This window comes from Pseudomonas sp. G3-19 (assembly GCF_054855875.1).
In genome coordinates, this window is record NZ_JBMPIQ010000003.1 from 4,770,313 (window position 1) to 4,784,257 (window position 13,945).

Sequence of the window (13,945 nt, forward strand, 5' to 3'; positions counted from 1 at the left end):
TTGCGGGTATTGCTGATCAAGACTTCATCGCTGGGCGACGTGATTCACGCGTTGCCGGCGCTGACCGACGCGGCCCGGGCCATCCCCGGGATCAAGTTCGACTGGGTGGTGGAAGAAGGCTTCGCCGAGATCCCGACCTGGCACCCGGCCGTCGGCAAGGTGATTCCCGTGGCGATCCGTCGCTGGCGCAAGAACCTCTGGCAGACCATCAAGAGTGGCGAGTGGAAGCGCTTCAAGCAAAGCGTGCGTGCCAGCAAATACGATCTGGTGATCGACGCTCAGGGCCTGCTGAAAAGCGCCTGGCTGACGCGCTACGTCAAAGCCCCGGTGGCCGGCCTCGACAAAGGCTCGGCGCGCGAGCCGATCGCTGCACGTTTCTACGACCGCAAACTGGCGGTGGCCCGTGGGCAGCATGCGGTCGAACGGGTGCGTCAGCTGTTCGCCATCGCCCTCGGTTATGACCTGCCCAAAGGGTTGGGCGACTACGGCCTCAACGTCGAGCGTCTGGTGGAATTGCCGCGCAAGAGCGCGTTCGTGGTGTTCCTGCACGGCACCACGTGGGACACCAAACACTGGCCGGAAGCCTACTGGCGCGAGCTGACCGAGCGGGTCGGCTATCTGGGCGTCGGGGTCAAACTGCCGTGGGGCAACCCGCTGGAGAAGGCCCGCGCCGAGCGCATCGCCGCTGGCTTCAAGCACGCCGAAGTGTTGCCGAAGCTGAATCTGGCCGGGGTCGGCAAAGTGCTGGCCGGCGCCCAGGCCTGCGTGGCGGTGGACACCGGTCTGGGTCACCTCGCAGCTGCGCTGGATGTGCCGACGATTTCCCTGTTCGGCCCGACCAACCCGGGCCTGACCGGCGCCTACGGCAAGGTGCAGATTCACATGGCCAGTGATTTCCCCTGCGCCCCTTGCCTGCAAAAGAAATGCACTTACCAACCGACCGTGCAGGATGCCCGTCAGTTTGACCTGAAACGCGAGCAGCCCCTGTGCTTCACGCGTGTGAATCCCGAGCGTGTCGCCAGCCGACTGAGCACGTTGTTAATGGCTGAGGAGCTGCGCTGATGCAATTGGCTTTTGTTCTGTACAAATATTTCCCGTTCGGTGGCTTGCAGCGCGACTTCATGCGCATCGCCCTCGAATGCCAGAAGCGCGGCCATCAGATCCGTGTCTATACGCTGATCTGGGAAGGCGACGTGCCGCCCGGTTTCGAAGTGCTGGTGGCGCCGGTCAAGGCGTTCTTCAATCATCGGCGCAACGAGAAACTCACGGCGTGGATGGAAGCGGATCTGGCCAAGCGTCCGGTGGACCGCTTGATCGGCTTCAACAAGATGCCGGGGCTGGACGTCTACTACGCCGCCGACGGCTGCTTCGAAGACAAGGCGCAGAACCTGCGCCATTCGTTGTACCGCCGCTGGGGCCGCTATCGCCACTTCGCCGAGTACGAGCGCGCGGTGTTCGCCAAAGACGCGAAAACCGAAGTGCTGATGATTTCCGAAGTGCAGCAGCCGCTGTTCATCAAGCACTACGACACGCCGCTGGAGCGCTTCCACCTGCTGCCGCCGGGTATCGCCCAGGACCGTCGCCGGCCGGCGGATGCCGACGAGATTCGCGCCGGTTTCCGCGCCGAATTCAACCTCAAGGACGACGAACTGCTGCTGGTGCAGATCGGTTCCGGGTTCAAGACCAAGGGCGTCGATCGCAGCCTCAAGGCGCTGGCTGCACTGCCCGCCGAGCTGAAGAAGCGCACCCGGCTGTTTGTAATCGGCCAGGATGACCCCAAATTGTTCCAGATGCAGAGTACGACTTTGGGCCTGGGCGACAACGTGACCTTCCTCAAGGGTCGCAGCGATATCCCGCGCTTCCTGCTTGGCGCCGACCTGTTGATCCACCCGGCGTACAACGAAAACACCGGCACCGTATTGCTCGAAGCGCTGGTCGCCGGGTTGCCGGTGCTGGTCAGCGCGGTCTGCGGTTACGCCCATTACATTGCCGAGGCGGACGCCGGGCGAGTGCTGGACGAGCCGTTCGATCAGGCGCAACTGACGCAGTACCTGACTGACATGTTGAATGACGACGCTGCACGCGCGGCCTGGAGCCGCAATGGTCTGGCTTTCGCCGAGACGGCCGACCTCTACAGCATGCCGCAGCACGCGGCCGATGTGATTCTGGCGGAGCACGCTTAAATGAAGTTGATGCTGGCTGAACCGTTCAAGAGCCTTTGGGCCGGGCGCGACCCGTTCGCCGAAGTCGAAGGCTTGCAGGGCGAGGTCTACCGCGAGCTGGAAGCTCGACGGACTCTGCGCACGGAAGTCGACGGCAACGGATTTTTCGTCAAGATCCACCGGGGCATCGGCTGGGGCGAGATTTTCAAGAACCTGCTGACCGCCAAGCTGCCGGTGCTTGGCGCAGGTCAGGAGTGGAAGGCAATCCAGCGTCTGCAGGAAGTCGGTGTGCCGACCATGACCGCCGTGGCTTATGGCGAGAAGGGCAGCAACCCGGCGGATCAGCATTCGTTCATCGTCACCGAAGAGCTGGCGCCGACCATCAGCCTCGAAGACTTCAGCATCGATTGGGTCAAGAACCCGCCGCAGCCGAAACTCAAGCGCGCGCTGATCGCTGAAGTGGCGCGCATGACCGGCATGATGCACCGCGCCGGGGTCAACCACCGCGACTGCTACATCTGCCACTTTCTGCTGCACACCGACAAGCCGATCACCCCGGACGATTTCAAACTCTCGGTGATCGACCTGCACCGCGCCCAGACCCGTCCTCGGATCACTCAACGCTGGCGCAACAAGGATCTGGCCGCGCTGTATTTCTCGGCACTGGACATCGGCCTGACCCGACGCGACAAGCTGCGTTTCCTCAAAGGCTACTTCCAGCAGCCGCTACGGCAGATCCTCGCCGAAGAAGCGCCGTTGCTGAGCTGGCTCGAGGGCAAGGCCAACAAGCTCTATGCGCGCAAACAGCGTTACGGGGATGCGCTCTGATGGCGGGTTGGACGCTTGAACCGCAATACAGCGAACTGGCCGAAGATTTCGGCAGCCTCGAAGCGGTGTTTGCCCTGCAGGGCGAACGTCTGACCCGTGATCCGCTGTCCGAAGTCATTCGCGTGCAGCGCAACGGCGTGAATTACTACGTCAAACGCTACGTCGGCGCCGGTAAAGGCTTGCGCCGTTACCTGGGTAAGCCACGGGTGAAGATGGAGTGGCAGAACCTCAAACGCTTCGCCAAATGGGGCATTCCCACCGCCGAAGTGGTGGCCTGGGGTCTGGAGCGACGTGGCGCGGCCTATGCCCGTGGCGCCATGATCACCCGCGAGCTGCCGCGCACCGAAGACCTGTCGGCGCTGGCCGAACGCAACGATCCGAAACTCAAGGATCGTCTGTGGGTCGATGGCATCAGCCGGCAACTGGCCGGCTACACCCGAACCATGCACGACCACCGCTTTACCCATAACGATCTGAAATGGCGCAACCTGCTGATCGACGATCAGGCGCAGCTGTTTCTGATCGACTGCCCGAACGGCGATTTCTGGCGCGGCTTCTGGCTCAAATACCGGATCACCAAGGATCTGGCCTGTCTCGACAAGGTGGCCAAGTATCACCTGTCGAACACCCAGCGCCTGCGCTTCTACCTGCAATACCGCGGACGTGATCGGCTGAATGCCGCCGACAAGAAACGGATTCGCCACGTGGTGAGATTTTTCGAGGGACGCGAATGACTGATTTCCTGGCCGCTGAAGACCGGGCGCTACTTGAGCGTCATGGCCTCGGCACTTTCGACGCGCTCTGGGCCAAACAGCTCGAAGCCGTGGACGAACCGAACACCGATGGCGGTGGCTGGAGCAGCGTGTTTCGCCTGGAGTTGGAAGGGCAGGCCTACTACCTCAAGCGCCAGAGCAACTACCTGACCCGCACCCTGCATGCGCCGTTCGGCGAGCCGAGTTTCGCCCGCGAGTTTCGCAACATCAGCCGCTACAACAAGTTGGGGATCCCGGCGCTGCAAGCGGCGTTCTTCGGTGAGCGCAAGGTCAAGGGCGATGTCCGGGCGATCCTGCTGACTCGTGCCCTCGACGGCTGGGATGATCTCGACTCGTTGCTGCAACGCTGGTCCGAGCTGAGCACCGCGCAGCAATCAGCCATTCTCCAGGCCTGTGGACAACTGGCGCGCCAGCTGCACGGCGTGCGTCAGGTACACGGCTGCTTTTATCCGAAACACATCTTTTTGCAGGCTGATGGCGGCGCGTATAAGGCGCAGTTGATCGACCTGGAAAAGACCCGACCCCTGCTGTTCGGCATGCGCGACCGGGTCAAGGATCTGGAGCCGCTGCTGCGTCGTGCGCCGGAATGGAGCGAGGCGCAATTACGCGAATTGCTCGCGGCCTATCTCGATCAGCCAGTCGACAGTTCGCTGGTCGACAGCTGGGTGACGCGCCTGACTGCACGGCGCAGTCGCAAGGAGACCCGTTGATGCGCTTGTCCGAACTGAAAAACGCCGGACGTGCGCCGAGTCTGCCGCTGACGATTTCGCTTGCCGATGCGGCAGGCCCAGCGGATCTGCAACTGCTGAGTCTGCTGCGGGTGCTGCCGGGGCAGCGCTATGTCGGTGCCGGGGTCTGGCGCGGGCGGCCGGTGCTGGCCAAATTGTTGGTGGGCAGCAAGGCGGCGCGGCATTTTCAGCGCGAACTGGCGGGCGTCAAACTGCTCGCTGAACAAGGTCTGACCACGCCGCTGTTGTTGGCTGATGGCCTGAAGGATGGCGAAGGCGGCTGGCTGCTGTTCGAGTTCCTTGAAGGTGCTGAAAGCCTCGGTGATGCCTGGCAGAAAGTCGAATCACTGCCGGTGCTGGCGGACGAGCAATCGGCGGTACTCGCCGAGGCGCTGGGCGCGATCGGCCAACTGCATGGCAAAGGACTGTGGCAGGAAGATCTGCACCTGGACAACCTGCTGCGCCAGGGCGGTCAGCTGTACCTGATCGACGGTGCCGGGATTTGTGCCGAGACCGCTGGCCAGCCGTTGTCACGGCAGAAAGTGCTGGAAAACCTCGGGGTGTTTTTCGCCCAGTTGCCCAAGTCTCTTGAGCCGTTCACCGAAGAATTGCTGGTGTATTACCTGCTGAGCAACAGTGAGCACGCGTTGCCGCTGGAAGCGTTGCAGAAGCAGATCGCCAAGGTACGCGCCTGGCGCCTGAAGGATTACCTGATCAAGGTGGGCCGCGAGTGCACATTGTTCAGTGTGCAGCGCGGTGCGTTCGCCTTGCGGGCGATCCGTCGCGAGGAAGAAGCGGCGATGCTCCCGGTGCTGGATCAGGCCGATGCGCTGCTCGATCAGGGCCATCTGTACAAGACCGGCGGCGCGGCGAGCGTCGGCAAGGTCGAAGTGGCCGGGCGTACGCTGGTGATCAAGCGCTACAACATCAAAGGCTTTGCGCACTGGCTCAAGCGCTTCTGGCGCCCGAGCCGCGCGTGGCATTCGTGGCGTGAAGGCAATCGCCTGGCGTTCCTCGGCATCGCCACGCCGAAACCGCTGGCGGTGCTGGAAAAGCGTTTTTTATGGTTGCGCAGCCGTGCTTATCTGGTGACCGAGTTCCTGCCGGGGCCGGACATCATCGAGCGCTTTGCGCCGTATGTGGAAAGCGGTGCGGCGCCGGAATCCGAGTTGCAGGCGCTGGATCGACTGTTCGCACGGTTGATTGCCGAGCGCATCAGCCATGGCGACTTCAAGGGTCATAACCTGTTCTGGCAGGAAGATCGCTGGGCACTGATCGATCTGGATTCGATGTGTCAGCACAGTTCTGTCGGAAGTTTCGCGCCGGCCTACGCGCGAGATCGGGCACGGTTCATGCGCAACTGGCCCGAGAGCAGCGCGCTGTATCAGGTGATCGATCAGCGATTGCCCAAGGACATCTCCAGCGCGGCCTGAGCCGCCTTCGCCAGCAAGCTCACTCCCACATGGGATAGCATTCCCCTGTAGGAGTGAGCCTGCTCGCAACAGGGCTTTAAAGCCCCAGAAAACTCCCGTTGAGCAATAGCGGACAAACACCACTGACTTGTCCTACAGCTTCTCCAGAAGCCATGAACTGTGCCCGCTCCAGCCCCGATGCTAGCTTGCCCTGACCACTTCGGAGGGCAAGACTTGACCATCAAAAACGCTTTAACACTCAGCACCTGCGCATGGCTTTTATCCGGCTGCGGCACCGCCGCCTCGGTCCTGCAAATGGACGCTGACGTCGCCCGCGACATGCGCAAACAGAAAACCTACTGCCAATCGATTCCACGGATCTACAGCGGGCTGGCGTTCGATTTCTGCGTACTGAATGCCCCGCCTGACCCTACCGGTGTGCTGCTGCCATTTGTGCTGCTGGACCTGCCGTTGTCCGGGGTGCTGGATACGGTGGTGTTGCCGTATACGATTTATCAACAGGTCGTGGATGGCAATATCGGCATCTATTGGCGAACAGATCGCGGGTAACTTTTTTTGCAATTTTCTCTGTTTGAAAACCAGAGCGAGTCGCAAGCAATTGTTGAAGCGGCAGCGCTCTTGTATCCGTCCGGGAGATACAGCGACTACATCGTCTATGTTGATGAAAGCGGTGATCAAGGGATGCAGAAGCTGGATCCCTATTACCCGATATTCGTGCTTGCTTTTTGCGTCTTTCACAAAAGGCATTACTGCGAAAAGGTCATTCCGACTGTCCAGAAATTCAAGTTCAACCATATGGGGCACGATCTGATCGTGCTGCATGAGCTGGAGATTCGAAAAGAAAAAGGAGCGTTCTCCAGCCTGTTCACTTCGAGAGTGCACAAGCATGCCTTTCTCGACGAATTGACCGGCATTATCGAGGCCATCAATTTTGTCCTGATCAGTTGCGTTATCGACAAGGCCTTGCTGCGCGCAAAGCAGGCATCTGCGGACAACCCCTACCACTTGGCTCTCGGCTTCTGTCTGGAAACGCTGCATGAGTTTTTGCAGGAAAAGCTTCAACATAAGGCGTTGACACATGTGATTTTCGAGCGGCGAGGCAAGCGGGAGGATAACGAGCTTGAGCTGGAGTTTCGCAGGGTTTGTGGCGGGTCTAACCGATTGGGGGTTCAACTGCCGTTTGACATCGTCTTCGCCACAAAACAAGTCAATTCCACCGGATTGCAGCTGGCTGATCTTGTTGCAAGGCCCATCGGCATGAGTGTTTTGAGGGTGGGTCAGGAAAATCGCGCGTTTGATGTGCTCAGGCGCAAGTTCTATTGCAGCGGTGGGCGGAATAAAGTTGGGAAAGGTTTCGAGAATTGGGGGTTGAAGGTTTTCCCTCCCCCAGAAAGCGAAAAGCCCCGGTGATCTCACCGAGGCATTAGCGCCGACCGGGATCCCCCAGCCCATTTGCACGGAAGTCTATGTTGAGAGGCTCGGAAGTGTCAACGCAAAGGCCGGCCAGTTCCGCTAGAGGCTTGTCGGCGCTTTTACGCTATAATCCCGCCCTTTAGCTGTCTCTCGCCCGGTGCGAGGGCACATCAATTTTCAAGGCGCATCGCGCCTGAATGCAGACTAAAGAGGCTAGACCCTGTGGCATTGACGATTCTTGGCCTGTCCGGCGCCCTTAGCCATGACCCTTCAGCCGCCTTGTACATCGACGGCAAGCTGGTGGCGGCGGCTGAAGAAGAGCGCTTCGTCCGCGATAAGCATGCAAAGAACCGCATGCCCTACGAATCGGCGAAGTTCTGCCTGGAACAGGCCGGTATCAAGCCGTCCGACGTTGACGTGGTGGCGATTCCGTTCGCCCCGATCAGCCTGTTCGGCAAGGCCCGCTGGCACTATGCCAAGCGTTACTGGTACGCACCGGATCGCGCCCTCGATGCGATCCTGATGGGCAACCGTCGCTACAAGCGCTATCGCAACAAGATCGTCTGGTGCCTGGAGCAGCTGGGTTTTGATCCGAAGAAGATCAAGATCGAGCCGGTCGAGCACCACCTCGCTCACGCCTCCAGCGCCTACCACTGCTCGGGTTTCAAAGAGAAAACCGCGATCCTCGGCATCGACGGCAAGGGCGAGTACGCCACGACCTTCTTCGGTTATGGCGAAAACGGCAAGATCCACAAGATCAAGGAATTCTTCGATCCGGACTCCCTCGGCGGCTTGTACGGCGCGATCACCGAGTTCCTCGGTTTCGAGATGCTCGACGGTGAGTTCAAGGTCATGGGCATGGCGCCGTACGGCGACGCCAGCAAATATGACTTCTCGCGTCTGGCCTCGTTCGAGAACGGCGAACTGGTGATCAACACCGACTACGCCAACGTGATCGGCCTGCGTCGCTACAAAGAGAAGGGCAAGGGCTTCTACTTCTCGCCGAAGCTGATCGAGTGGCTGGGTCCGAAGCGTGAGGGCGACATCGCCGACGAGCCGTACATCCACTACGCCGCGAGCATGCAAGCGCTGTTCGAGAAACTGGCGTTGCAGATGATCGACTACTACCTGGGCGACGTGCTCAAGGAAACCGGCAAGCTGGCCTTCGCCGGTGGCTGTGCGTTGAACGTCAAGCTGAACCAGAAAATCATCGCCCGCGATGACATCAAGGAACTGTTCGTCCAGCCTGCGTCCGGCGATGCCGGCACCGCGGTCGGCGCAGCAGCCTATGTGTCCCACGCCCGTGGCGTACCGGTCGAGAAGATGGAACACGTCTACCTCGGCCCGTCGTACAGCAACGAAGACGTGATCGCCGCGTGCGCCCGTCACGAGAACAAGCCGACCTGGCGCAAGCTCGACAACATGCCGGAGCAGATCGCCAAAATCATGGTCGATGGCAACCCGGTGGCCTGGTTCCAGGGCCGCATGGAATTCGGTCCGCGTGCGCTCGGTGGTCGTTCGATCATCGGTTGCCCGAGCGTGGCCGGTGTGGCTGACCGGATCAACCACCAGATCAAGTTCCGCGAGCGCTGGAGGCCTTTCTGCCCGTCGATGCTCGACACCGTTGCACCGCAGATGATCAAGATCGATCACCCGGCGCCGTTCATGACCTTCACTTTCGAAGTGGCGGAAGAGTGGAAGACCCGCGTGCCGGAAGTCGTCCACGAAGACGGCACTTCCCGTGCCCAGGTCCTCAAGCGCGAATACAACCCGCGCTACTACGACATGATGAAGGCGCTGGAAAACCTCACCGGCAACGGCGTGTCGCTGAACACTTCGCTGAACCGTCGTGGTGAACCGATGATCTGCTCGCCGACCGACGCCCTGAACATGTTCTTCGGCTCCGATCTGCAGTACCTGATCATGGAAGACATTCTGGTGGTCAAAGAGGGCGCAAACGCTTATGACTCGCTCGGCTGAACGCCATGTGCTGCAGTTCTGTCACGGCTATGACGGGCCGTTCCTCGACTGCGCACGGCAGTACGCCAGCCTGTTCGCGGGCACCGGTTATCGGGTGACCACGGTCTTTCTGACCGGGGCCGCCGATAGCGAGGTGGCCGCAGCGTGTGCTTCCGATGAAGTGTTGTTCATGGAATACAGCTCCAAGGCCATTCGTGGCCTGAAGCTGGGCGCCATCGGCGATCTGCGCAAGATCGCCGCTTCACGCAATTTCAGTTTCTGCATCGCCCATCGCTTCAAGCCGATCTACATCGCCTTGCTCGGCACGTCGCTGCCGGTGATTGGCGTGCACCACGCGTTTGACGATTACAAACGTGGCACGCGCAAGCTGTTCGCGCACATTTTCCGCAAGCGTCTGAGTCTGCTCGGCGTCTCCGATGCCGTGCGCGACGACATGCGGCGCTGCCTGCCGAAATGGCCGTCCACTCGCATCCAGACCTTGTACAACCGCATCGATGTGCCGGCCTTGCAGGCCAGTCAGGTGTCAGCCCGCGAAGCGCGCGAGACCCTGGGGCTGGCGGCGGATGCGTTCATCGTCGGCAACGTCGGTCGGCTGCACCCGGACAAGGATCAGGCGACGTTGCTGCACGGTTTTGCCGCGGCATTGCCCGGTCTGCCGGGCAACAGTCAGCTGGTGATTCTCGGCAAGGGCCGTCTGGAACAGGACCTCAAGGAGCTGGCGCGCGAACTGGGCATCGGTGACCGGGTGCTGTTTCTCGGCCAGGTGCCGGACGCGCGCAATTACTTCCGCGCCTTCGATGTGTTTGCCCTGAGCTCCGATCACGAACCGTTCGGCATGGTGCTGCTGGAGGCCATGGCGGCCGGCGTGCCGTTGCTCGCCACGGCCTGTGGCGGGGCCAAGGAAGTGGTCGAAGGTGTAGGGATTCTGTTCCCGCTGGGCGATGCCGAACACCTTGCACAAGGCCTGCAACATTTGGCCGGTATGGATGATCAGCAACGCCGGCAGTGCGCCGAGCTGATGCTCGATCGCCTGCGTGAGCGTTTCTCCGACCGTGCGGTGCGCGACACCTTCTGGCGTCTGCCGCAAGTTACCGATCTGGCACCGAGGGGCTGATGCTCAACCGATTTCAAGGCTGGCGCGAACGTGGCTGGTCGCCCGTTGACGCCTCCACCTATGCCAGCGCCTGGCAACGTTTTGGCGGCAGCGTCGCGACGCATCCTTTGGTAGTCGAACGTCTGGCTGATCTGGCCGGCATCCCGGTGCGCTATCTGGCCTGGGAGCAGGACGGTGAAGTCAAAGCGGCAATCCCGACCTGGGGCCGCGATCTGGCATTGTCCAAAGACGTGCTCAAGCGCAATGGCAAGAAAGGCCTGTTCGACCTCGGCAATGCCGAGCTGATCCTGCCGGCCGCCGCCGATGTCCAGGCACCCCTGCGCCATCGCGCACGCTATCTGTCGGCGCTCAACGAAAACCGCTTCAGCGGCCTCAAGTTGCAGACCGAACAATTGGCCATGGCCCGCACCCCTGAAGAGCTGTCGAAGAAGTTTCGTTACAACCAGCGCCGCGAATTGCGTTTACTGGAAGAGGCGGGTGGCGTGGTACGTCCGGTCGCAGAGTTTTCCAGTGCAGAACTGGCGGCGATCTACTGCGATCTGTTCCAGCGCCGCTGGGGCTTCCCGGCCACCGGCGCGGCACGCATGGCCGAGGTCATCGAGCTGCTGCGCGAGCTGCTGATCGGCTCGGTGATCTTCCTCAATGATGCGCCGATCGCCATTCAACTGGTGTACCGCGTCGAAGCCCCGGAGTGGATCAGCGTCGAGTACATCAACGGCGGCGTCGATCCCGAAACCCGCGAATTCAGCCCCGGCAGCGTGTTGAGCTTCCTCAATACGCAAAGCGCCTGGGAACACGCGCGCGCCCTGAACAAGCCGCTGCGGTTTTCCTTCGGTCGCGCCGACCGTGAATACAAGGATCGCTGGTGCAATCCTGTGCCGGTGTTCACCGTATGAGTCAGCCCATGAGCCGCAAACAGCAACTGCTCAAGCGTCATCGTCGCAATAAACGCATTACCTTGCTGATCGCCCTGAGCGTGTTGATCGCGCTCGGTGTGCTGGTCGCGTGGTGGTTGCCGCTGGTGCTCGCGGTGGTTGGCTGGGTCGCCCATGAAGCGTGGTTTGCCGATCACCTGTTCTATTCGCCGAAAGACGATTACCAGTACAGCTTTCCGCCGTTTACACCGCAGCCGAAGGTGCATTTGAGCGGCGAGCAATTGCGCCTGGACGAGGGTGTGATGCTGGTCGACGAAGCGACGTTGATCCTCGCGGTAAAGGTCAAAAGCACTTGGCTGGGACGTTTTCTCGATCCGCGCGTGGAACTGCTCGGCGGGACGCATCCTGATGCACAAACCTTCGAGCGCGGGGTCAATGGCCTGCGTTACCTGAACCTCAGCGGTCAGGCGCAAGCCTTGGCGCAAGGTCAGTTGCGCTTGCGCGGGCGCTTTTGCCGGGTCTTTGGCGAGCCGGTGCTGTGGGCGCTGGAGCAACCAGACTACCGCCGTCAGCGGGTGATGGTGATCGCCCCGCACGCCGACGATGCCGAGTTGGCTGCCTATGGCTTGTACAGTCAGGCCGATGAAGCTTGGATCGTCACCCTGACCGCAGGTGAGATCGAAGCCGAACACTATCAACAGATGGGCATGAACAAGGTCGAGGCCGCGCGGCTCAAGGGCCGTCTGCGTGCCTGGGACAGCCTCGCCGTGCCGCGTTGGGCCGGTGTCCCGCAGGAACACTGCGTGCAACTCGGTTACTTCTGCCTGCAACTGGCGGCAATGCAGGCCGCGCCGAATCAGGCGGTGGGCTCGCGTGAAGCCGACCTGAACGACACGCGCCTGTTTCGCCAGTTGAATCCGTTCACTCTGCCGGGCGATGTCGATGGTGCGCCGAGCTGGAACAACCTGCTGGCCGACCTGCGTGAAGTGCTGCTGCGCGCCCGTCCAGAGGTGATCGTGCTGCCGCACCCGACCCTCGATCCGCACCCTGACCATATCTGCGCCCAGCAAGCGGTTTTGCAGGCGCTCCAAGACCTCGACTGGCAGCCGACGCTGCTCGGTTACGCCAACCACTTGCACGACAACGACCGCTGGCCGATGGGCAACACCGGGCAGGGCATTGCCTTGCCGCCGGCCTTCGATTCGGCGGTGCCGATGCAGCCGCTGTGCCTGCCGCTGTCCATCGAGTTGCAACGGGACAAGGCCATGGCGCTGGGCATGATGCATGACCTGCAGCCGCCGGCACCGGTCAAGCGTCGCCTGCGCCGGGTTATCCAGCGTGTGCTCGCCGGGCGGGCTGGGTCGGTGTACGGCGAAAACGAATTTTTTCGAAAAGCAGTCAGGCGCCAGGAGTTGTTCTGGCTACTGAAGCACGGTGAGACAGGCGTCCAGCGGGGAGAGTCATGAGTCAACGGTTCAAGGTGTTGCAGCTGCAACCCGACTACAACGTCAAAGCCCATGACTTTGCCGACCTCGCCGAGCAGATCGTCAAGGCGCTGCCGAGCGATCGCTATGAGATCACCGCGGCTTTCCTGCGCGGCAAACCGGGGCCGGGCGAGCCGGTGAGCCGGGCCGACCATTCGGTGTACTTCGAGTTTTCCGACAAGTCGCTCAAGGGCATGCGCCTGCGGGCGATGTGGCAGTTGTACAAGTTCTGCCGCCGGGAAAAGTTCGACGTGGTGATCTGCAACCGCTTCAAACCGGTGAACATGATGCTCGCGCTCAACCGCTGGTTGAAGGTGCCGCTGTGCATTGGCATCTCCCATGGTTTCGGTGAGTACGATCGCTTTTACCGACGACGCCAGACCCAGCGTCTGATCGATCGGCACTGGCGCTTCGTCGGCGTGTCGCCGGCGGTCAAACAGTACCTGCTCGATTGCGATTGCGGCTTTACCGACCAGAACACCTACGCCATTACCAATGCCATCGACATCGAGCAGGCCGAGGGCTTGCAGCACAGCCGCGAAAAAGCTCGCGAGTTGTTGGGCCTCGATCCGAATGTGCGTTTGATCGGTGCGTTGGGGCGGCTGGTGTCGGTCAAGGGCCACACCTATCTGCTGCAAGCCTTTGCCGCATTGAAGGACAAATACCCGAACACCCAGTTGGCGATCATCGGTGCCGGGCGCCTGCAAGCGCCGCTGGCGGCCGAGATCGAGCAACTGGGCCTGAGCGGTCGCGCGCACCTGCTGGGCTTCAAGGAAAACGCTCTGCAATACGTGCGTGCGTTCGACATCTGGACCATGCCGTCGCTGGCCGAAGGCCTGGGCCTGGCCTTGCTCGAAGGCATGAGCGGCCATTTGCCGGTGATCGCTTCGAACGTGCCGGCGATGTTGCCGCTGATCGAAGGTGCCGGTGGTCTGGCGATCACGCCCAAGGACGTGCCGAGTCTGGTCGCCGCGCTGGATCACTATCTGGCGCTGTCGGACGACGAGCTCAAGGCCAAGGGCGAGCAGGCTTACCGCTATCTGCAAGAACAGCACGACATCGAGGTGTTCCGTCAGGAATATCTGGACCTGATCGACTCCGGCCTGGAGCAGGCCCGCAAGGAACAGCCGTGAGCGAAGAGAAAACCGTGAGCGA

Annotated in this window: 13 protein-coding genes; all 13 read left to right on the forward strand. The window is 61.3% G+C overall.

What is annotated here, in order from left to right; all coding sequences use genetic code 11:
- On the forward strand, positions 1-1,062 hold the full coding sequence (gene waaC, locus ACOYXI_RS21800) for a lipopolysaccharide heptosyltransferase I (RefSeq protein WP_461675285.1): 1,062 nt from the start codon (positions 1-3) through the stop codon (positions 1,060-1,062).
- Positions 1,062-2,183: a glycosyltransferase family 4 protein gene (locus ACOYXI_RS21805; RefSeq protein ID WP_210556738.1), complete on the forward strand. Its 1,122-nt coding sequence runs from the start codon at positions 1,062-1,064 to the stop codon at positions 2,181-2,183. The genes waaC and ACOYXI_RS21805 overlap by 1 nt, the downstream gene beginning before the upstream one ends.
- Positions 2,184-2,990, forward strand: coding sequence for a lipopolysaccharide core heptose(I) kinase RfaP (gene rfaP / locus ACOYXI_RS21810; RefSeq protein WP_098966890.1), 807 nt, complete (start codon positions 2,184-2,186; stop codon positions 2,988-2,990).
- Positions 2,990-3,724: a lipopolysaccharide kinase InaA family protein gene (locus ACOYXI_RS21815; protein WP_097087069.1), complete on the forward strand. Its 735-nt coding sequence runs from the start codon at positions 2,990-2,992 to the stop codon at positions 3,722-3,724. The genes rfaP and ACOYXI_RS21815 overlap by 1 nt, the downstream gene beginning before the upstream one ends.
- On the forward strand, positions 3,721-4,473 hold the full coding sequence (locus tag ACOYXI_RS21820; RefSeq protein ID WP_282412622.1) for a lipopolysaccharide kinase InaA family protein: 753 nt from the start codon (positions 3,721-3,723) through the stop codon (positions 4,471-4,473). The genes ACOYXI_RS21815 and ACOYXI_RS21820 overlap by 4 nt, the downstream gene beginning before the upstream one ends.
- Entirely contained in the window at positions 4,473-5,924 is a 1,452-nt protein-coding gene (locus ACOYXI_RS21825) for a lipopolysaccharide kinase InaA family protein (protein ID WP_461675286.1), read from the forward strand. The genes ACOYXI_RS21820 and ACOYXI_RS21825 overlap by 1 nt, the downstream gene beginning before the upstream one ends.
- 213 nt (positions 5,925-6,137) lie before the next feature.
- Positions 6,138-6,473, forward strand: coding sequence for a YceK/YidQ family lipoprotein (locus ACOYXI_RS21830; protein WP_134785280.1), 336 nt, complete (start codon positions 6,138-6,140; stop codon positions 6,471-6,473).
- A gap of 6 nt (positions 6,474-6,479) precedes the next feature.
- Positions 6,480-7,334: a DUF3800 domain-containing protein gene (locus tag ACOYXI_RS21835; RefSeq protein ID WP_134785281.1), complete on the forward strand. Its 855-nt coding sequence runs from the start codon at positions 6,480-6,482 to the stop codon at positions 7,332-7,334.
- A 225-nt stretch (positions 7,335-7,559) separates the two neighbouring features.
- A complete protein-coding gene (locus ACOYXI_RS21840) occupies positions 7,560-9,317 on the forward strand; it encodes a carbamoyltransferase family protein (RefSeq protein WP_007967355.1) in 1,758 nt (585 codons plus the stop codon).
- Positions 9,301-10,431 (forward strand): glycosyltransferase, encoded by a 1,131-nt coding sequence (locus tag ACOYXI_RS21845; protein ID WP_027611372.1) that lies wholly within the window; start codon positions 9,301-9,303, stop codon positions 10,429-10,431. Before ACOYXI_RS21840 ends, ACOYXI_RS21845 begins: the two co-directional genes overlap by 17 nt.
- Complete coding sequence (locus ACOYXI_RS21850) at positions 10,431-11,327, forward strand: antimicrobial resistance protein Mig-14 (RefSeq protein WP_210556733.1); 897 nt, start codon at positions 10,431-10,433, stop codon at positions 11,325-11,327. Before ACOYXI_RS21845 ends, ACOYXI_RS21850 begins: the two co-directional genes overlap by 1 nt.
- Positions 11,328-11,335: 8 nt before the next feature.
- On the forward strand, positions 11,336-12,772 hold the full coding sequence (locus tag ACOYXI_RS21855) for a PIG-L deacetylase family protein (RefSeq protein ID WP_461675287.1): 1,437 nt from the start codon (positions 11,336-11,338) through the stop codon (positions 12,770-12,772).
- A complete protein-coding gene (locus ACOYXI_RS21860; protein WP_103368220.1) occupies positions 12,769-13,923 on the forward strand; it encodes a glycosyltransferase family 4 protein in 1,155 nt (384 codons plus the stop codon). Before ACOYXI_RS21855 ends, ACOYXI_RS21860 begins: the two co-directional genes overlap by 4 nt.
- The last annotated feature ends 22 nt before the right edge of the window (positions 13,924-13,945 follow it).